Below are 18,488 nucleotides of genomic sequence, written 5' to 3'. Positions count from 1 at the left end.
GGAGGCGCCATTGTAATCGGTGTTGAGCGGATGCCCAGCCGCCTGCCCGGAGGCGATGAAGGCGTCGAGCAGGGGGTGGCGCTCGGGCACGCGGATGACGTCCATCGGCCCCTCCGTGCCGCGCAGCCCGGCATCCGGGGTATCGTCGGCAAAGCGCTCCAGCTTGCGAAAATACGGCAGCACATCGGCAAAGCTCCAGCCGCGCGCTCCCGACTGCGCCCAGAGATCGTAATCCTGGCGCTGGCCGCGCACATAGATGCTGCCGTTGATCAGGCTCGATCCGCCGAGGCTGCGCCCGCGCGGCACGGGGATCGCCCGGTCGCCTGTGCCAGGCTCGGGATGGGTGGCGAAGTTCCAGTTGAAACGTGGATCCTTCCAGGTCTTGCCGAAAGCGGCGGGAATGTCGATCCAGGGTGAGCGGGGCATGCCGCCCGCCTCGATCACGAGCACGCTGTTGCGCGGATCCGCGCTCAGCCGGTTGGCGAGAACGCAACCCGCCGTGCCGCCGCCCACAACGATATAATCGAACGTCCCGGCGGCCCGGGGCTCCTGATCCTGCATGCGACGCAACCCTCCGCTTCCGCGAGACGTTCGGCCAGAAAGCGACGCCTGGCAAGGCGAAGGCTGCGGATGCGGCTTTGCGCCGCCGCACTTGCCCGATTTTCGGGCCGTTCGTGCTTGCCGGGGTGGCAGCGCGTGTTAGCCTTTCTTACTTAAAGGTGGCGAATTTGCAGGCGATAGACAGGCAAGGCGGGAGTGGGTGATGATCAGTCTGACGGTCAACGGCGAGAGCCATGAGCTCGATCTTGATCCGCAGATGCCGCTGCTCTGGGCCCTGCGTGATCATCTCGGGCTGACCGGCGCGAAATACAGCTGCGGCATCGCGCAATGCGGCGCCTGCCTCGTCCTCGTCAACGACATGGCCATGCCGGCCTGCGTGGTGCCGCTGGAGGATGTCGACGGCGCGACGATCACCACGATCGAGGGGGCGAAGGGGCGCGTCGCCGATGCGGTGATCGGGGCCTGGATCGCCCGCGATGTCTCGCAATGTGGCTATTGCCAGCCGGGCCAGATCATCCGCGCCATCGATCTTTTGTCGCAAAACGCCGATCCGAGCGATGACGAGATCGCGCAGGCGATGGACGCCAATCTGTGCCGCTGCGGCGCTTATCAACGTATCCGCGACGCCGTGCGCGACGCCGCCACCGCCTTGGCCTGAGGGAGATCGTCATGCTTTTCCGCCCGCTCACGGATCTCTCCCGTCCCTCGCGCCGCAGTCTGCTGAAGGGCGGAGCGGCGTTGACTGGCGCTCTGATCGTCGGCGCCGCGACCGGATTCGGGGCGCGCCGTGCCGGCGCGGCAGCGGACGCGCCTGAATTCGATCCGCCGGCGCGCCCCGACGCCTTCATCCGCATCGATGCCGACGATACGGTGACTGTGCTGATCAAGCATCTGGATATGGGGCAGGGCATCGCGACTGGGCTCACTACCATTGTCGCCGAGGAGCTCGATGCGGATTGGGAGCAGATGCGCTTTGCTTTCGCCCCTGCCGATCATCGCCTCTACAACAATCTCAGCTTCGGACCCGTGCAGGGAACGGGCGCTTCCACCGGCATACCCAATTCCTGGATGCAACTGCGCAAGGCCGGTGCTGCAGCGCGCGCCATGCTGATTGGCGCCGCTGCGCAGGAATGGGGTGTCGCGCCGGGCGATGTCATTGTCACGAAGGGGCGCATCCGCCATCCGGGGAGCGGACGTGAAACCGGTTTCGGCGCATTTGCCGCCGCTGCGGCTGCGCGCGCGATTCCCGCTGATCCGATCCTGAAGACCCGTGCGGATTTCGTCCATGTCGGCAAGCACCGCCCGCGTCTTGACGGGGCGGCGAAGGCGCGCGGGGAAGCGGTCTATTCCCTCGATATCCGCCGCCCAGGCCAGCTCACCGCCATGGTGGCGCATCCGCCGCGCTTCGGTGCGCGGCTCGCAGGCTTCGACGATACGTCCGCGCGTGCGGTGCCCGGCGTGGTCGATGTCGTGGCCATCCCGACCGGCGTCGCCGTGGTCGCGCGCGACACCTGGTCGGCGATGAAGGGGCGTGAGGCGCTGCAGGTCCGCTGGGACGAGAGCCGCGCCGAGACGCGCTCCAGCGATGATCTGCGCGCGGAATTTCATGCGCTCGGCCTCGAGCCGGGACGGCGTGCGGCCTTTCGGGGCGACGCGAATGCCGGTATGCGCAATGCCGTGCGCATCATCGAGGCGGCATACGACTTTCCCTATCTCGCCCACGCGGCCATGGAGCCTCTGAATGGCGTGGTCGAACGCAAGGCGGATGGCGGCTACGCGGCCTGGGGTGCCTTCCAGATGCAGACGCTTGATCAAGCGGTGATCGCGCGGATCATGGGCGTCACGGCGGATCGGGTGACGCTGAATACGCTGTTTGCGGGCGGCTCCTTCGGGCGCCGGGGCGCGACGACTTCCGATTGGATCGCCGAAGCCGCTCATATTCTCAAGGCGACGGGAGAGCGCGCGCCGATTCATCTGGTCTGGACGCGCGAGGACGATATGCGCGCGGGCTATTATCGCCCGATGGTGCATCACCGCGTGCTGGTTGGGCTCGGCGCCGACAACCTGCCGCGCTCCTGGGTCCAGCGCATCGTCGGCAAGCCGATCCTGGCCGGCAGCCCCTTCGAAGCAATGGACTTCTCCGGCATCGAACACCAGATGGTAGAGGGTGCGGATGATCCGATCTATGCGCTTGATGATTTCCGGCTCGAGGTCCACAATACGCGTGAGCAGGTTCCCGTGCTGTGGTGGCGCTCGGTGGGGCACACCCATACGGCGCAGGTGACAGAGACCATGATGGATGAACTCGCCGCCATCGCCGGTGCCGATCCCGTCGCCTATCGGTTGTATTTTCTCGGGCAATCACCGCGCGATGCCACCGTCTTGCGGCTCGCCGCGGACAGGTCCGGATGGGGCGGCGAGATGCCGATGGGCGACGGTATCCGGCGAGGGCGCGGCGTCGCGGTGCATCGCTCCTTCGGCTCGCATGTGGCGATGGTGGCGGAAGTCGCCGTCGAAGGCGACGATGTCCGCGTCGAACGTATCGTCGCGGCGGTGGATTGCGGCATCGTGATCAATCCCGACAATGTCCGCGCCCAGGTCGAGGGCGCCATCGGCTTCGCGCTCTCCTCGGTCCTGCGGAATGCCGTCTCACTGGATGAGGGCCGCGTGGTCGAGGGCAATTTCGACACGTTTCAACCGACCCGGTTTTCCGAGATGCCACGGGTCGAGGTGCATCTCGTCGCATCCGATGCGCCGCCCACGGGTATGGGCGAGCCGGGTGTGCCGCCGCTGGCGCCGGCAATCTGCAACGCCGTCCATGCCGCTACGGGCCTGCGCATACGCGCGCTGCCGATCGACCTCTCCAGGGCGCGCGGCGCCTGACCGTTCGGCAAGGCGCGCGGTGCCTGATCATGCCGGTTTTAACCCTTCAGTAACCATACACCCGGCAAAACTTGCCGGGTGGTTCGGTGAGGGGTTTGATGAGCGATTCGGCGAATGCGGTAACGGCCAGCGGCCCTGCCCAGAGCGCGGCCGGGGCAAGCGCCACGGATGGTGTCAGCCTGCCGGGTCTGCGCGGGCTCGCGACCTATACGCGGCGCACCGACCTGCTGCTTGCCCTCGGGGTAATCGGTATCCTGATCGTGCTGATCTTTCCGATGCCGGCGCCGGTCCTCGATCTGCTGCTGGCGGTCTCGATCATCTTCTCGGTGCTGATCATGATGACGGCCCTGTTCATCGAGGAGCCGCTTGAATTCTCGTCCTTTCCGACGGTTCTGCTGATCGCGACCATGCTGCGGCTGTCGCTCAATCTGGCCTCGACCCGGCTGATCCTCAGCCATGGCCATGAGGGGACGGATGCGGCGGGCTACGTGATCGAAGCCTTTGGCGGCTTCGTCATGGGCGGGAATTTCGTCATCGGGGTGATCGTCTTCGCCATCCTCGTCCTGGTGAATTTTGTCGTCATCACCAAGGGCTCGGGCCGTATCGCGGAGGTCGCGGCGCGCTTCACCCTCGACGCGATGCCCGGCAAGCAGATGGCGATTGATGCCGATCTCTCCGCCGGCCTGATCGACGAAGACGAGGCGCGGCGTCGGCGCACCAAGCTGGAGGATGAGAGCTCGTTTTTCGGTTCGATGGATGGTGCCTCGAAATTCGTGCGCGGCGACGCCATTGCCGGCCTTCTGGTCGTCTTCATCAACGTCATCGGCGGCATCATCATCGGCGTGGCGCAGATGGGGATGAGCTTCGGCGATGCGGCGGCGAGCTATACCATGCTCACCGTCGGCGACGGCCTCGTCTCGCAGATCCCGGCTCTGATCGTCTCGACAGCGGCGGGCCTGCTCGTTTCCAAATCCGGCGTCAAGGGCGCCGCCGACAAGGCGCTCGGCCAGCAGCTCGCGCATTATCCGAAAGCGCTCGGCATGTCGGCCATGGTGATGGTGGCGCTCGCGCTCCTGCCGGGTATCCCGATGCTGCCCTTTCTCGCACTCGCCGCCGGTGCCGGGACGCTCGCCTATTACGTCGGCAAGCAGGCGAAGGCGCGCGAGCATGAGGCGACGAACCTTGACGCAAAGGGCAAGCCGCGTGCGCCGCAGGAACCGGCCGAGCCTGCCGAGGAGCCGATTTCGGAAGTGCTCAAGATCGACGACCTCAAGGTCGAAATCGGTTATGCACTGTTGCCGCTCGTCAATGGCAGCAACGAGGGCGAGCGCCTGACCGACCAGATCAAGGCCCTGCGCCGGCAGCTCGCCGCCGAGATGGGCTTCGTCATGCCGAGCGTGCGCATCCTCGACAACGTCCAGCTCGAGGCCAACGATTACATCATCCGCGTCAAGGAGATCGAGGCAGGAACCGGCAAGATCTTCCCCGGCCAGTTCATGGCAATCGATCCGATGGGCGGGCAGGTGCAGCTGCCGGGCCAGCACATGCTCGAACCGACCTTCGGCCTGCCCGCGACCTGGATCGATGCGGGTCTGCGCGAGCAGGCGCAACTGCGCAGCTATACCGTGGTCGATGCCGCAACCGTGCTCTCGACCCATCTCACCGAGGTGATCAAGGCGCATATGCCGGAACTGCTCACCCATATCGAGGTGCAGAAGCTGCTCGCCGAACTGCCCAAGGATCATGCCGATCTGCTCAAGGAGATCGTGCCGAGCCAGATCACGACGACCGGCATCCAGCGCGTCCTGCAGCTGCTCCTCGCCGAACGCGTCTCGATCCGCGATCTCGGGGCGATTCTGGAGGCGGTTTCCGAGGTCGTGGGCAGCGTCAAGAATCCGCGCGACATCGTCGAGCATGTGCGCATGCGGCTGGGGCGCCAGATCTGCGCGCAATATATCGGCCCCAACGGGCAATTGCCGATCGTCACCCTCTCGCCGTCCTGGGAACAGGCCTTCATGGATGCCATCGTCGGCCAGGGCGAGGACCGTCATCTGGCGATGCAGCCCTCGAAGCTCTCGGAATTCGTCGCCGCCGTGCGCGACGCTTTCGAGCAGGCGGCCCAGCAGGGTCAGATGCCGGTGCTCGTCACCTCGATCCAGACACGGCCCTTCGTGCGCTCCATCATCGAGCGCTTCCGCCGCGAGACGCCGGTGATGAGCCAGGGCGAAATCCATACCCGCACGCGCCTGCAGACGGTGGGCAGTGTCTGAGGCGGGGTGCGGGGTGCGTTCGACAATCGATCTGGCAGAGCGTAATCCGGAATTGACGGCCCGGATAAAGGCTCAGAAGTCCCACGGGTTAATGAGTTCGAGGCCCGTTGTGGCAAAATCCGCGAGATTTCGCGTTGCCAGCCGCCCGCCGTTCACGGCGGCGATGGCCCCGATCATCCCGTCCGGGGTTGACATTGGCCGCCCCCGGCGCATGGCGGTGCCCATGATCTCGCCGTATGACAGCGCGGCAGCTTCATTCAGCCCGAAAATCCGATCGGAAAACCGCTCCCGCCAATCGGAGAGCCCCTGTTCCAATCGATCAGCGCGTTGATCAGGGCGGATTTTCTGGATGCCGAACGCTATTTCGGCGATGGCGACGCTCGGTAGCGCCAATTCGGAATCGTGCCTGACCAGCCATGCCATGACAGAGGGGTCAGGCGCCTTCTTCAAGGTTTCCGAGATGACGTTCGTATCGATGAAGATCATAGTTCAGGCCCTGTATGGGCCTTTCGATTCTCGCGGATGACAGCCTCCAGATCGATATCGGTTCCGCAGGTCGCGGAAATACGCTCATAGAAGCGAGAGGCAGGCTCGCGCCCGGTCGCGCGAATCTCGTAGGATTCGAGCGCCCGCTCGACGATATCGGCAATGGAGCGATTTTCGCGCCGGGCGAGCCGGCGTGCGAGATCACGCGCTCTGGCGCTGCGTACGGAGAGTTGCGGTTCGGCCACGATATCCTCCTGTTTCGATTGGTCGAACCATATCATCGGCGGTTATTGCTGGCAAGATGGCAGCTGGTGGCTTGCCGGCAAGCTGGTCGTTGCGGTTCCTTCGCTCCGCCCCGCGCGTTCATGCCCTGTAATCCCCCTCGCCAAATCCCCCTCGCCGAATCCCCCTCGCCGAATCCTCCCTCGCCGAATCCTCCCTTGGAATATCTCCACAGAAGCCTTAAACAGCGCGGCATTGCCGCGTCACGCGACGCGCTCTTCCCTCACGGCGCGATCCGCCGCCAGCAAGAGAGACGATCATGGCTCATACCCGACACGCGCTCTTCCCCCTCGGCCCCGACACCACCCCCTATCGCAAGCTCACCAGCGAGGGCGTCACGGTGGAAAAGATGGGTGAGCGCGAGATGATCGTGGTGGAGCCGGAGGCCCTGCGGCTCCTCGCCGAGCAGGCGATGATGGATATCAACCACCTCTTGCGCCCCGGCCATCTGGCCCAACTGCGCAAGATCCTGGAAGATCCCGAAGCCACGTCGAATGACCGTTTCGTGGCCTATGATCTGCTCAAGAACGCCAATATCGCAGCCGGCGGCGTGCTGCCCATGTGCCAGGATACCGGCACCGCCATCGTCATGGGCAAGAAGGGCCGCTTCGTCTGGAGCGATGGCGGCGACGAGGACGCCATCGCGCAGGGTATTCGCGATGCCTATGACAAGAAGAACCTGCGCTATTCGCAGCTCGCGGCGCTCTCCATGTTCGAGGAGAAGAATACCAGGAACAATCTCCCCGCCCAGATCGAGCTCTATGCCGAGGGCGAGGATGCCTACAAGTTCCTGTTTGTGGCCAAGGGCGGTGGCTCCGCGAACAAGACCTTCCTCTATCAGGCGACGCCTTCGGTCCTGACCAAGGACCGGATGATGGCCTTCCTCAAGGAGAAGATCCTGACGCTCGGCACCGCCGCCTGCCCGCCCTACCACCTCGCCATCGTCATCGGCGGGACCAGCGCCGAGCTCAATCTCAAGACCGTGAAGCTCGCCTCCACCCGCTATCTCGACGCCCTGCCCACCGAGGGCAGCGAGGACGGCCACGCCTTCCGCGATCTCGCGATGGAGGAGGAAGTCCACAAGATGACACAGCAACTCGGCGTCGGGGCGCAGTTCGGCGGCAAGTATTTCTGCCACGACGTGCGTGTCATCCGCCTGCCGCGCCACGGCGCCTCGCTGCCGATCGGGCTCGGCGTCTCCTGCTCGGCGGATCGCCAGGCGCTCGGCAAGATCACCCGCGAGGGGGTTTTCCTTGAGCAACTAGAGACGCATCCGGCGGATTACCTTCCCGAAGTGGACGAGGCGAGCCTCGGCGGCGATGTCGTGCGCATCGATCTCAACCAGCCGATGTCGGAGATTCTCGGGGCGCTCTCGAAGCACCCGATCCGCACCCGGGTCTCGCTGTCGGGGCCGATGATCGTGGCGCGCGATCTCGCCCATGCGAAGATCCGCGAGCGGCTCGATCGCGGCGAACCGATGCCGGATTATCTCAGGAACCACCCGGTCTATTATGCGGGCCCGGCCAAGACGCCGGAAGGTTACGCCTCCGGCTCGTTCGGGCCGACCACGGCGGGGCGGATGGATTCCTTCGTCGACCAGTTCCAGGCTGCCGGCGGCTCCATGGTGATGCTGGCCAAGGGCAACCGCTCGGCCCAGGTGCGCCAGGCCTGCCAGGCCCATGGCGGCTTCTATCTCGGCTCGATCGGCGGTCCGGCGGCGCGCCTCGCGCAGGATTGCATCAGGAAGGTCGAGGTTCTGGAATATCCCGAACTCGGCATGGAGGCCATCTGGAAGATCGAGGTCGAGGATTTCCCCGCCTTCATCGTCATTGACGACAAGGGCAATGACTTCTTCCGCGAGCTCAATCTGGGCTGACACGAAGTCTTGCGGCGCCGGTGACTTCCCGGCGCCGAAGCGTGCTTTCAACCACGCCCGAACACATCCTCCACGGCACCGACCGCCGCGGCGATGACGGTATCGGCTTCCGCCTCCGTGAGGCAGAGCGGCGGCGCGAATCCGAGAATGTCGCCCTGCGGCATGGCGCGGGCGATCACGCCGCGCTCCAGCATCGCGGCGGCGAGCTGGGCCCCGATCTTGCGCGACGGGTCAAAGAAGACGCGATCATCGCGGTCCTGCACGAATTCCAAGGCGGCGATCATGCCCTCGCCGCGCACCTCGCCGACATGGCGATGATCGGCCAGCGCATCGCGCAGGCCGGCATTGAGATAGGCGCCGACCTTGCCGGCATTCTCCACGAGGCCGAGCTCGTCGATCAGCTCCAGATTGGCCACGCCGGCTGCCGCACACAGCGGATGCGCCGAATAGGTCCAGCCATGGCCGATCGGCCCCATCATGTCCGAACCCTTGACGAGACCTTCCCAGACCCTCTCGCCGACGATCACGCCGGAGAGCGGCGCATAGGCGGAGGTGAGGCCCTTGGCGATGGTGATCAGGTCGGGCTTCATGCCGTAATGGTCGGAGCCGAACATGGTTCCCATGCGCCCGAATCCGGTCACGACTTCGTCGGCGATCAGCAGGATGTCGTGTTTGTCGAGCACGGCCTGGATCGCGGCCCAGTAGCCCTTCGGCGGGGGTACGATGCCGCCGGTGCCGAGCAGCGGCTCGCCGATGAAGGCGGCGATGGTTTCCGGCCCCTCCGCGTCGATCAGGTCTTCGAGCTCCTGCGCACAGAAGCGACTGAAGGCCTCCTCGTCCATGGAGCGATCGGGGCGGCGGTAGAAATACGGCGCCTGTGTGTGCAGGATCGGGGCACGCGGCAGGTCGAAGGCGTTGTGGAACAGTTCCAGCCCGGTGAGGCTGCCCGTCATCACGCCCGATCCATGGTAACCGCGCCAGCGCGAAATGATCTTCTTCTTCTCCGGGCGCCCGAGGATGTTGTTGTAGTACCAGACCAGCTTGATGTTGGTCTCGTTGGCATCCGAGCCGGAGAGGCCGTAATAGACCCGGCTCATGCCTGCGGGGGCGCGGTCGATGATCATCTTCGACAGGGTGATCGCCGCCTCGCTGCCATGACCGGCATAGGCGTGATAATAGGCGAGTTGCGAGGCCTGCTGCGCGATCGCATCGGCGATCTTTGCGCGGCCATAGCCGACATTGACGCAATAAAGCCCCGCAAAGGCGTCGAGGCTGGTGCGGCCATCGCGATCGACGATGTGGCAGCCCTCGCCACCGGCGACGATGCGGGTGGGCGTCTCGCCGCGCGCATGGCCGCCCATATGGGTCGAGGGATGGAAGAAATGGTCGCGGTCCCAGGCGGTGAGGCTGTTGTCGAGGGTGGCGTCGTCGCGCAGCATGATATCCTCCGTCGCTCGATTCGTCGTCGCGGCGAGCATAGAGCCTTCGCATGAGAGGGTGGGACTGATCTTCCTTTGTGTAAGCCCGATCCGGGCCGCATCCCGGCGGCCTCGCGGCCCGTTTGGTCTGTCACGTCAACGCGATGTTCACGCCTCTCTGCAACGCTCACCTGCGATGATGAAGCAGGGCGGAAACCTGATGGAATACCGAATTTGGCTGCATGCATCCATGCCTGCGCCGCATGCTGAAGCAACGCCCTTGTCCGCCACTGCCCTCGTCCCGACATGAGGCTGGTGATCAGGATGGCCATTGCACTATGCGGGCCGCGGCATTTCCGTTACAGGAACATGCCGGGTCATTCATCCGGATCCGATCTGTACCGCGCGGCGCGCGGGCAATCGCATGTCTCGGGGCGAGCCGTTGTGCAGCAATGGCTCGGATCCTGAAAAAAGCTTTTCCGTCGGGCTTGCCTGTGACGTGGCGCACCGGACCTGACGCGACTGGCAGGAGAAGCGCGACAGAATGCTGTTTGGACGGCGCAAGAGCCCGAACTGGCGTGAAAAGCTGCGCGGCGCGCTCTGGCCGAAGCGCGGCATCACGCGTCCTTTCATCTACCTCGCCAAGCGCCTGCCCCGGCTTTCGGCGACACCGCACGCGATTGCAGCCGGTTTTGCCTCGGGTGCGGCCTGCTCCTTCACACCGCTGCTCGGGTTCCATTTCGTCTTGAGCTTCGTCGTCGCCTTCATCACGCGCGGTAACATGCTGGCCGCAGCCCTTGGGACGGTCGTTGGCAATCCACTCAGCTTCCCGTTCATCTTCGCCGCCACCTACGAGACAGGGCGCTGGATCTTTTCCTTCCTCGATGACGAAAAGATGCCGGATTCGGACGCGGTCGAATCACAAAGTGAGCAATTGATCGAACGCGGCCTGTTCTCCGTCGATCTTGACCAGCTCTGGCCCGTGCTGACCACCATGACGGTGGGAGCGGTGCCGCTCGGTATCATCACATTCGTGATTTCCTACATGGTCGTGCGCAGTTCCGTAGTGAGCATGCAGCGCGCACGGGCGCGTCGACGTGCCCGCCGCGAGCCGTTGCAGAACAGCAAGACGGTGCCGCCCTCCGGCGATTTGTGAAGATTGCTGTGTCCTTCAGCCGGGGTCACGTTCGCCGTGACCGCCGCCTGCTGCGTCCCTGTCACCCTGATTCCTCGCGCCCGTAGCCCTGCCCGACATCGCATTCTGCCCCGGCATGGCCGAGCTGCTCGCGGCATTGAGGTTGCGGGCGAGGCGTTCGATGCGCTCGGATGCCTTCACGATAGCGTCCGCAAGACGCGTTTCGCTGTCATGGGCGCGCGCATCGCCATTGGCCACGATCCCCTTCAGCTCCGCGATCTCGGCCTCGAGCCGTGCGGTTCTGCTGCGCGCTTCGCCGAGTTCGTCGGCGAGGGTGAGCGCCGCCATCACCTGCAGGCGCATGTCGCCGATCTCGCCGAAAGCCTCCCGCATCTCCGCGATACGCCCGTCGAGAAGCCGGGCGAGGCCGTCGAGATGGGTCTCTTCGCCATCGGCGCAGGCCATGCGATAACTCTTGCCCGCGATGTTGACCGTGACCTGCGGCACCTTGCTCTCCCCGGTTCACTCCCCGCAAGTGCGGCGAAACCCCTCAGCGATGCCCCGGATCGCCCGCTTCGGGCTCCTGGTGGGCCAGCACCTCTTCGATCGTAGCAATGGCGCGCGTCACCCGACGCGACACATCCTGCGTCGCGGCTTCGACGTTGCCGAGCCTGTTGCTGGCGCTGTCGAGTTCGACGGCGAGCCGGGCACGGTCATCCTGCATGATCTGCAATTCGGTTTCGAGATCCGCACGGGCATGATCCACGGCGATCCGCCGATTCACGGCGGCTTCCAGCATACCCAATGCATTGTCGAGTTTGCCGATCGCTTCCTCGAGCGAAACATCCATCACGCGACGCCTTCTACTCCCGCTAAGCCCGGGTCAGCCTAGAGATTGCGATGCGCGAGGGCAAGCGCGGGCATCATTGGTGGCGCGGCGCCTCGGTAGCGATGCCGGCGGCGGCAAGGCGGTTGTCGGTGCCGATCCGGGCATCGTCGAGGGCGGCGATCAGGCGGGCGGTGTTTTGCGCCGGCGTATGCCCGTCACCCTCGAAGGTGATGGCATGGACGTCGACGGCGGCGACCAGCGGGCGCAGGGCGAGGGCGAAGAAGACCTGCACGCCCTGATGATGGAATTCCAGATCGAGCACGACATTCGGAATCTCGCCCCATTTCAGCTCGATATCGGCGCGCGAGCCATAGATCAGCGTGTTCTCCTTGAAGAACATTTCGCATGACGACGCGATGAGGTCGGCGATATTGGCATGCTGTTCGAAATAGATGAACCGCGCGAGAATATCGAGATCGACAAGGCGCAGCTCTGCGGCCACCGACTTGACGGCGTCGCCGATGAGCTGTTCCCTTTCGAGAAGGCCGGGAAGATGTCTTTCTTTCTTCATCGCAGCTTATCCATGCCTGCCAGGCCTCAGGACAGGCCTGATCCGGCGCCCGAACCGACCGGATTGTTCTTATTATAGTGAAACAGGTAAAGCAATTCGGCAACGACCTGATAGAATTCGGGCGGGATCGGATAATCCAGCTCGACCTTGTCGTACATCGATCGCACGAGCGGTTTGTCCTCGATCACCGGAATCGCATTGGCCTCGGCCACTTCCCTGATCTTGAGCGCCACGAGATCCTTGCCCTTGGCCACGACCACCGGCGCGCCGCCTTCTTCGAGCACGTAGCGCAGGGCGATGGCGTAATGGGTGGGATTGGCGATGACGATGGTGGCGCGTGGCACATCGGCGATCATGCGCCGGCGCGAGCGATCGCGGGCAAGCGAGCGCATCTTCGCCTTCATGTGGGGATCGCCCTCCATCTGCTTGTGCTCGTCCTTCACCTCCTGCCGCGTCATGCGCAGTTCCTTGCGCCAATGCGCACGCGAGAAGATGATGTCGACGATGACGAGCAGGATCGTGGCGATACAAACCGCCGTCAGCAGGCGCACGGTCAAGGCCAGAAGGAGTTCGGGCAGGGCGGAGGGGTCGGAATACATCGCACTCACCACCCGATGCGCATCGAAGAAGAACAGGGCGGCGATGACGAAACCTATGATCGCCAGTTTGAAGATCGCCTTGCCGAATTCCATCCAGCCCTGCTCACCGAAGAGTCGCCTGAAGCCGGATTTCGGCGAGATCCGGTTGAGCCTGGGCTTGATGCGTTCCCCCACGAGGCGGGGCCGGTTCTGCAGGAAGGAGGCCGAGAGCCCGCCCACGGCGAGGAGCGCCACGAGCGGCAGGAGGAACCAGCCGCTGGCCGCAGCGATGGCATGCATGAGGCTGGTCGCATCCGATCCGTCATGCAGTGCGATCCCGGCCGGGTCGTCGATGAAGCGCTGGAGCGCGCCCGCGAGACCCGTGATGCCGTGGCTGATATAGAGGAAGCAGATGGCGAGGATCGAGACGATCGAAGAGAAGGTCAGGGCCTCCTTCGAGACCGGGACATTCCCTTTTTCGAGCGCATCCTGGATCTTCTTTTCCGTCGGCTCCTCGGTCTTGCTGGCGCGGTCCTGCTCCTCCGACACCGTCTCTCTCCGTCAGTGGCAGTGGATCGGAATCAGCGGATATAGGCACCTTCGTCCTGGTCCGGGTTGAGTTCGATTTCGCCCCGTCCCGCCATTTCGAGGGCGAGATCGGTGACCATGCGCCGCGCCTCGATGACATCCTTCTGCGCCACGGCCTCGCCCGATGCGAGTTCGTTCTCCACCATGCGCCGCGCGCGGGTGCCCAGCGAAGAGAGGATGGCGTCGCGGAAATCGGGCTCTGTGCCCTTGAGCGCGATGACGAGGCGTTCGGTGGGAATCTGGTCGAGAATCGCCGCGCGCGCACGCGGCACCAGGTTGATGACATCCTCGAAGGTGAAGAGCAGCCCTTTCAGGATCTCCGCCGCCTTCGGGCGCGCCTCGGCCAGGCTGTCGAGCACGTCCTCCATCTGGTCGCGTTCCATCTTGTTGATGATGTCGGCCATGCGTGAATGCGTGTCGACGCCCATATTGCGGGCGAAGTTCAGCATGAAATCCTCGTGCAGCGTCTTCTCGACGATGCGCATGGTCTCCTCGACCACCGGCTTGAAGGAGAGCATGCGCCGCATCAGCGAGTTGCGCATGTCCTTGGGCATCTGGCTCATCACCTTGGCCGCGCAGGAGGGCTTCACCTTGGAGAGGATCAGGGCCGCCGTCTGCGGATGCTCCTTCTGCAGATAGGCTGCGAGAATACCCTCCGAGACACCGGAGATCCGCTCCCAGATCGAGCGGTTGGTATTGCCGATCACCTCCTGCATGATCTCGCTGACCTGCTCGGGTGGCAGGATGCCCGAGAGCAGCCGCTCGACCTCGTTGGCGGTGCCGAAAAGCGAGGTTCCCGAGGAGAATTCCAGCGCGAATTCCTCGATCACCGTCTCCAGCTCCGTTGCGCTGACCACGCCGAGATCGGCGGCGGCCCGCGAGATGCGTTTGAGCTCGGGCGGTTCGAAGCGCCCCATCAGCCGCCGCGCGATCTCCGGATCGAGGGCGAGCATCAGGGCGGCGACCTTGTCGGCGCCTTCCAGTTCACGCGGTTTGGGCAGGGTGGCCTCATAGGCCGCAAGCGCCGTCATCTCGTATCATCCCCTGGAATTGCAAAGGTTGCCTGTGCGGTCCGCCGCAGGCCGGCAGCGCCGCGCAGCCTCAGAAACCGGCGGAGGTGCTCTGTGCCGTGACGATCTCGGTCAGCGAGACGCCGAAGCGGGAATTGTCGTCCTCGACAACGACCACTTCGCCGCGCGCCACGACACGTCCGTTCACCACCACGTCGACCGGTTCGCCGACACGGTGATCGAGCGGCACCACGGCGCCGCGCCCGAGCTTCATCAGATTGGCCACCGGCATGGAGGCCGAGCCGAGCACGACCTGGATCGAGACCGGGATGCGCATGATCGAATCGAGATTGTAGCCCGCATGCGCGTCATGCAGCGTTTCCTCGGCCTCGTCGGCGAAGCCGGCGGCATGCGTGTCGCGTGCCATTTCTTCGGCGAGATCGGCGACGCTCGCGGCGGCCTTGGCGGTGAATGGCTGCGCCGGCGACTCGGCTGCCGTGTCGGCCTCGTGCTGCGGGGCATCACTGTCGGGCGCTTCGGCCTTGCGGCCGGCATTGCGGGACTTGTTCGCGGTGGTGTTCTTCTGGGTCATCGGATTCTACCTCTGGAGTGTTCGGGATCAGCCCTCAGGTGCCGGCTGCGATTCCGGTGCTGCGGATGACGGGCCAGGAAAGGATCTTGCGGGTGCGCGGGGCGTTCCGCGCTGCCTTCTCGGCGGGGGCAAGTGCCAGCGTGCCGCGGTTTTCCGTGACGGTCGCGGGCTCTGCAGCTTCGTTGTGATGTATGGCCATGGCGGCGGCTTCCGCTTCGGCGGGTTCGGGCGCGGTGCCGGCCCGGCTCTTGCGCAGCGTCTTGCCGCCAGCAGACTTGCCGCCAGCAGACTTGTCGCCAGCGGCATTGCCATCACCGCTCTTGCTGCCACCGCCCTTGCGGCGTCCGGCTGCGGTCGCCTTGCTCTGCGTCCAGCTCCGTGCCTGCGCGTGTCCTTCGGCATCCGGCCCGGCATTGGCGTCCCCTTGCGGATCGTCCGGCGCACGGATCGCGGATTCGGCGCGTGCGGCCGCATCGCGCGCCTCGTGGATGCGTTCTCGCAGGCGCAGGAGCTGCGCCGATGCGGCGGTCTCGGTCGCTTTCAGCGCATCAAGGGTGCATTGTGCGGCATCGAGCCGTTCGCCCAGCGTGATCGCCGTACGGGCCCCCTCGTCATGGGTACGTGCCAGCGCCGCGTCGACGCGCTCCATGGCCTGCGATGCATCGTGCAGGGCGAGACCGTATTCGCTTGCATATGCCTTGAAGTGGCGGAATTCGCGCAGCATGGCGAAGGAGAAGCCGCAGGTGAAGACCAGCGCTACCAGGAGCGCGATGTCAATGGCTGTGGAGGGCATCAATGAACTCCTGTTGCTGATCGATCTCGGCTTCGATTTTCAGCGTATAGGCACCGTTCGACTGGCCGAGCGCGCATGAGAACAGCGCCTGGCCATTGCATTGCAGCCGTACCGGTGTCTTCGGCCCGGCCTGCAGATCGAGCACCTGGCCGACCTGGAACTGCGCCACGTCACCCAGGGTGATCATGCGCTCCTCGAGAATCGCCTCGAGCGAGACGCGGGTGCGCTGCACCTCCGCCTGCATCTGCTGCGTCCAGCGCGGATCGGCGCCGGCGCCGTCCCCGGAGAGCACATGGGCGAGGTTCTGGCGCATCGGCGACAGGGCCGATTGCGGGATGATGACGAACATCTCGCCGCCGCGCCCCAGCGCCTGGATCAGCAGCTTGGCGACTACGGAGAGATTGTTGCGTCGGCCGATAATGGCGAAATCCATGCGCGTTTCCATACGCTCCAGCTTGAAGCCGGTCCGGGCCACGGGGCCGAAGGCGGTGGCGAGCGCCTTGCCGGCCTCCTCGAACAGGGTCTGGGCGACGCGGGTCTCGATATTGGAGAAGCCGCGCTCCTCGTCGACCGGCGGCTCGGTGCCGTCGGAACCGAACAGGACCTCCACCATGGTGAAGATGAAATCGCGATCGAATCCCACGAGAATCCGCGTGTCCCATTCGGTGGCGTGGAACATGGCGGCGATGGCGTTCGACTCGTAGAATTCGAGAATGTCGCCGATGCGTCCGCTCTCGATGTTGCTCACCGAGAAATAGGAGGGCGAGGCCGACATGTGGCGCAGCCCGTCGGCGCAATAGGTCGCCACCCGGTCGAATATCACATGCAGCATCGGCAGGCGGTCGACGGTGATGCCTGCGGCATCGAGCAGCTTGTCGGAAATCGCGTTTCCGGTGCGCGCTGCGGCGCGCTCCGAGGCCGGCTTGATGTTGCCGTCTTCGTCGAGATCATCGAAATCGATCATCATGCGGCTCCCTGGCTGGGCACGCGGTCATTGGCGGGGCGGCCTGCAGCCGCGAGGGTCTCGTTCTCGACATCGTCGATGGAGGGGCGGTCGTAGGAGGAAATTGCCTTGCGCCCGTGTTCGAGGGCGATCTGCGGCAGGGCCCCGTTCATGAAGGCGAGGATGGTCTGCTTGGTGATGGTGTAGAGGCGCATCTGGTGTTCGCGGGTGGCCTTGATCTTGTAGGCCATCGGCGCGACCAGCCCGTAGGAGGCGAAGATGCCGGTGAAGGTGCCCACCAGCGCCGCGCCGATCAGGCTGCCCAGCAGCTGCGGCGACTGGTCGAGCGCGCCCATGGCCTTGATCACGCCGAGCACGGCGGCGACGATACCCAGCGCCGGCAGCGCCTCGGCCAGGATCATCATGGCGTTGTAGGGTTTGAGCCGCTCGCGCCGGATGGTCTCGATCTCCTCGTCCATCAGTGATTCGATCTCGTGCGAACGGGCGTTGCCGATGACCAGCAGACGCATGTAATCGCATATGAATTGCAGCAATTCGGGGCGCTTCATCACCAGCGGGAAGCGCTGGAAGATCTCGGAATTATGGGGATCGTCGATATGCGGCTCCACCTCGTTGCGGCCCTTGGCGCGAATATCGCGCATGAGCATGTAGAGCAGGCCGAGCACATCGAGGTAATCGCGCTGCCGCGGCACCTTTCCCATGCCCGCCTCGAGGCAGGCGCGCCCGGTATCCCTGATGGCGCTGGGCGAATTGGCGACGATATAGGTGCCGAAGGCCGTGCCGCCGATGATGACGAATTCCCAGGGCTGCCAGATGACCGGCACATGGCCACCCATCGCCCAGAACCCGCCGAGCAGCGAGGCCATCGTGATGATGATGCCGATGATGATGAGCAAGGCTTGCACTCCCGAACTGCCGTGATCGCAGAATCAGGAATAGCGTCCGAGCCTTGCGCGAGGCATGCGCGGAAAGCGTCGCGGCTTCGCCTCAGCCGGTCTGCGCCAGCGCGCGGCTGACTGCTGCGCGCATGTCGTCGAGGGAGAAGGGCTTGGTGAGCACGTCCGCGACGATGGCGTCGAGCCCGCGGGCGCGCTCGCGCTGATCGGCGAAACCCGTCATCAGCAGGATGATCAGGTCGGGAAAGTCACGCTTTGCAGCGAGCGCGAGCGCAATCCCGTCCATGATCGGCATGCGGATATCGGTGAGCAGCAGATCGAAAGGGGTATCCGCCGCCTCGAGCGTGTCGAGCCCCTCGGCCCCGTCCTCGGCGGTGACGACCTCGTGACCGTCGAGCTGGAGGCCGCGACTGAGGAAGCCGCGCACTGGTTCTTCGTCATCGACGAGCAGGATTCTGGCCATCGGCGTCAGGCTCCCGGCTCGGCTGCATCCGTCGCTGCGCTCGCGGGTTCGAACAGATCGGGATCGGTATCACCGGTATCGATCACGCCGACGAAGGGCAGTTGCCGATAGGAATGCGCCACATCCATGCCATAGCCGACCACGAAGACATCGGGACAGGTGAAGCCGACGAAATCCGCCTCGATCTGCACGGCGCGCTTGCCGGGCTTTTCCAGCAGGACCGCCGAGAGCACACGGCGCGCGCCGCGCGCGGCAATCAGATCCTTGGCGAAGACGATGGTGCGTCCGGATTC

At 64.8% G+C, this 18,488-nt stretch carries 20 protein-coding genes; 5 read left to right on the top strand and 15 right to left on the bottom strand.

What is annotated here, in order from left to right; genetic code table 11:
• Positions 1-561, bottom strand: a 561-nt coding sequence (locus VKP01_RS08530) for a GMC family oxidoreductase (RefSeq protein WP_324411724.1), incomplete at its 3' end; no start/stop codon positions are given.
• Between the two features lie 202 nt (positions 562-763).
• Between VKP01_RS08530 and VKP01_RS08525 the strand changes: the two genes are divergently transcribed.
• From VKP01_RS08525 to flhA, 3 genes are all read left to right on the top strand, one after another.
• Positions 764-1,219, top strand: coding sequence for a (2Fe-2S)-binding protein (locus VKP01_RS08525; RefSeq protein WP_324411723.1), 456 nt, complete (start codon positions 764-766; stop codon positions 1,217-1,219).
• Positions 1,220-1,230: 11 nt separating this feature from the next.
• Entirely contained in the window at positions 1,231-3,444 is a 2,214-nt protein-coding gene (locus VKP01_RS08520) for a xanthine dehydrogenase family protein molybdopterin-binding subunit (RefSeq protein WP_324411722.1), read from the top strand.
• Positions 3,445-3,542: 98 nt separating this feature from the next.
• Positions 3,543-5,714 (top strand): flagellar biosynthesis protein FlhA, encoded by a 2,172-nt coding sequence (flhA, locus tag VKP01_RS08515; RefSeq protein WP_324411721.1) that lies wholly within the window; start codon positions 3,543-3,545, stop codon positions 5,712-5,714.
• A 72-nt stretch (positions 5,715-5,786) separates the two neighbouring features.
• On the opposite strand, the gene VKP01_RS08510 is transcribed toward flhA, so the two are convergent.
• The gene (locus tag VKP01_RS08510; RefSeq protein WP_324411720.1) at positions 5,787-6,200 is read right to left on the bottom strand and encodes a type II toxin-antitoxin system VapC family toxin; all 414 of its coding nucleotides are present in this window, start codon (positions 6,198-6,200) and stop codon (positions 5,787-5,789) included.
• Positions 6,197-6,445 carry a type II toxin-antitoxin system VapB family antitoxin gene (locus tag VKP01_RS08505; RefSeq protein WP_074444154.1) on the bottom strand — a complete coding sequence of 83 codons (249 nt, stop codon included), beginning with the start codon at positions 6,443-6,445 and terminating at the stop codon, positions 6,197-6,199. Before VKP01_RS08505 ends, VKP01_RS08510 begins: the two co-directional genes overlap by 4 nt.
• A 296-nt stretch (positions 6,446-6,741) precedes the next feature.
• On the opposite strand from VKP01_RS08505, the gene VKP01_RS08500 reads away from it, so the two are divergent.
• On the top strand, positions 6,742-8,358 hold the full coding sequence (locus VKP01_RS08500) for a fumarate hydratase (protein WP_324411719.1): 1,617 nt from the start codon (positions 6,742-6,744) through the stop codon (positions 8,356-8,358).
• Positions 8,359-8,405: 47 nt separating this feature from the next.
• On the opposite strand, the gene VKP01_RS08495 is transcribed toward VKP01_RS08500, so the two are convergent.
• Positions 8,406-9,797 carry an aspartate aminotransferase family protein gene (locus VKP01_RS08495; RefSeq protein WP_324411718.1) on the bottom strand — a complete coding sequence of 464 codons (1,392 nt, stop codon included), beginning with the start codon at positions 9,795-9,797 and terminating at the stop codon, positions 8,406-8,408.
• A gap of 523 nt (positions 9,798-10,320) precedes the next feature.
• Here VKP01_RS08495 and VKP01_RS08490 point away from each other — a divergent pair.
• The gene (locus tag VKP01_RS08490) at positions 10,321-10,932 is read left to right on the top strand and encodes a DUF2062 domain-containing protein (protein WP_324411717.1); all 612 of its coding nucleotides are present in this window, start codon (positions 10,321-10,323) and stop codon (positions 10,930-10,932) included.
• Positions 10,933-10,947: 15 nt separating this feature from the next.
• Here VKP01_RS08490 and VKP01_RS08485 read toward each other — a convergent pair whose 3' ends face one another.
• From VKP01_RS08485 to VKP01_RS08435, 11 genes are all read right to left on the bottom strand, one after another.
• Positions 10,948-11,418 (bottom strand): cell division protein ZapA, encoded by a 471-nt coding sequence (locus VKP01_RS08485; RefSeq protein WP_414706553.1) that lies wholly within the window; start codon positions 11,416-11,418, stop codon positions 10,948-10,950.
• A gap of 43 nt (positions 11,419-11,461) precedes the next feature.
• Entirely contained in the window at positions 11,462-11,761 is a 300-nt protein-coding gene (locus VKP01_RS08480; protein WP_324411716.1) for a DUF4164 domain-containing protein, read from the bottom strand.
• A 73-nt stretch (positions 11,762-11,834) separates the two neighbouring features.
• Complete coding sequence (locus VKP01_RS08475) at positions 11,835-12,311, bottom strand: hypothetical protein (protein WP_324411715.1); 477 nt, start codon at positions 12,309-12,311, stop codon at positions 11,835-11,837.
• A 26-nt stretch (positions 12,312-12,337) separates the two neighbouring features.
• Complete coding sequence (locus VKP01_RS08470) at positions 12,338-13,438, bottom strand: EscU/YscU/HrcU family type III secretion system export apparatus switch protein (protein WP_324411714.1); 1,101 nt, start codon at positions 13,436-13,438, stop codon at positions 12,338-12,340.
• A 32-nt stretch (positions 13,439-13,470) separates the two neighbouring features.
• A complete protein-coding gene (locus VKP01_RS08465) occupies positions 13,471-14,508 on the bottom strand; it encodes a flagellar motor switch protein FliG (protein WP_324411713.1) in 1,038 nt (345 codons plus the stop codon).
• 70 nt (positions 14,509-14,578) lie between these two features.
• A complete protein-coding gene (gene fliN, locus VKP01_RS08460) occupies positions 14,579-14,914 on the bottom strand; it encodes a flagellar motor switch protein FliN (protein ID WP_324411725.1) in 336 nt (111 codons plus the stop codon).
• Positions 14,915-15,113: 199 nt separating this feature from the next.
• On the bottom strand, positions 15,114-15,872 hold the full coding sequence (locus VKP01_RS08455; RefSeq protein WP_324411712.1) for a hypothetical protein: 759 nt from the start codon (positions 15,870-15,872) through the stop codon (positions 15,114-15,116).
• Positions 15,853-16,836 carry a flagellar motor switch protein FliM gene (locus tag VKP01_RS08450; RefSeq protein ID WP_324411711.1) on the bottom strand — a complete coding sequence of 328 codons (984 nt, stop codon included), beginning with the start codon at positions 16,834-16,836 and terminating at the stop codon, positions 15,853-15,855. The genes VKP01_RS08455 and VKP01_RS08450 overlap by 20 nt, the downstream gene beginning before the upstream one ends.
• Entirely contained in the window at positions 16,836-17,732 is an 897-nt protein-coding gene (gene motA, locus VKP01_RS08445; protein WP_324411710.1) for a flagellar motor stator protein MotA, read from the bottom strand. The genes VKP01_RS08450 and motA overlap by 1 nt, the downstream gene beginning before the upstream one ends.
• A 91-nt stretch (positions 17,733-17,823) precedes the next feature.
• Positions 17,824-18,195 carry a response regulator gene (locus tag VKP01_RS08440; RefSeq protein WP_324411709.1) on the bottom strand — a complete coding sequence of 124 codons (372 nt, stop codon included), beginning with the start codon at positions 18,193-18,195 and terminating at the stop codon, positions 17,824-17,826.
• A 5-nt stretch (positions 18,196-18,200) separates the two neighbouring features.
• The coding region (locus tag VKP01_RS08435) for a phosphoribosyltransferase (protein WP_324411708.1) at positions 18,201-18,488 on the bottom strand (288 nt) is incomplete at its 5' end.

Origin of the sequence: Saliniramus sp., from assembly GCF_035311605.1 — a bacterium.
Lineage (GTDB): Bacteria > Pseudomonadota > Alphaproteobacteria > Rhizobiales > Beijerinckiaceae > Saliniramus.
This window is presented reverse-complemented; position numbering and strand designations above follow the sequence as displayed.

Bases quoted from the DNA above. Each gene is read 5' to 3' on its own strand.
- VKP01_RS08510 (WP_324411720.1), bottom strand. From the start codon at position 6,200: ATGATCTTCATCGATACGAACGTCATCTCGGAAACCTTGAAGAAGGCG.
- VKP01_RS08465 (WP_324411713.1), bottom strand. From the start codon at position 14,508: ATGACGGCGCTTGCGGCCTATGAGGCCACCCTGCCCAAACCGCGTGAA.
- VKP01_RS08500 (WP_324411719.1), top strand. From the start codon at position 6,742: ATGGCTCATACCCGACACGCGCTCTTCCCCCTCGGCCCCGACACCACC.
- VKP01_RS08455 (WP_324411712.1), bottom strand. From the start codon at position 15,872: ATGCCCTCCACAGCCATTGACATCGCGCTCCTGGTAGCGCTGGTCTTC.
- VKP01_RS08480 (WP_324411716.1), bottom strand. From the start codon at position 11,761: ATGGATGTTTCGCTCGAGGAAGCGATCGGCAAACTCGACAATGCATTG.
- VKP01_RS08520 (WP_324411722.1), top strand. From the start codon at position 1,231: ATGCTTTTCCGCCCGCTCACGGATCTCTCCCGTCCCTCGCGCCGCAGT.
- VKP01_RS08475 (WP_324411715.1), bottom strand. From the start codon at position 12,311: ATGAAGAAAGAAAGACATCTTCCCGGCCTTCTCGAAAGGGAACAGCTC.
- VKP01_RS08490 (WP_324411717.1), top strand. From the start codon at position 10,321: ATGCTGTTTGGACGGCGCAAGAGCCCGAACTGGCGTGAAAAGCTGCGC.
- VKP01_RS08495 (WP_324411718.1), bottom strand. From the start codon at position 9,797: ATGCTGCGCGACGACGCCACCCTCGACAACAGCCTCACCGCCTGGGAC.
- VKP01_RS08440 (WP_324411709.1), bottom strand. From the start codon at position 18,195: ATGGCCAGAATCCTGCTCGTCGATGACGAAGAACCAGTGCGCGGCTTC.
- flhA (WP_324411721.1), top strand. From the start codon at position 3,543: ATGAGCGATTCGGCGAATGCGGTAACGGCCAGCGGCCCTGCCCAGAGC.
- fliN (WP_324411725.1), bottom strand. From the start codon at position 14,914: ATGGCACGCGACACGCATGCCGCCGGCTTCGCCGACGAGGCCGAGGAA.
- VKP01_RS08525 (WP_324411723.1), top strand. From the start codon at position 764: ATGATCAGTCTGACGGTCAACGGCGAGAGCCATGAGCTCGATCTTGAT.
- VKP01_RS08450 (WP_324411711.1), bottom strand. From the start codon at position 16,836: ATGATCGATTTCGATGATCTCGACGAAGACGGCAACATCAAGCCGGCC.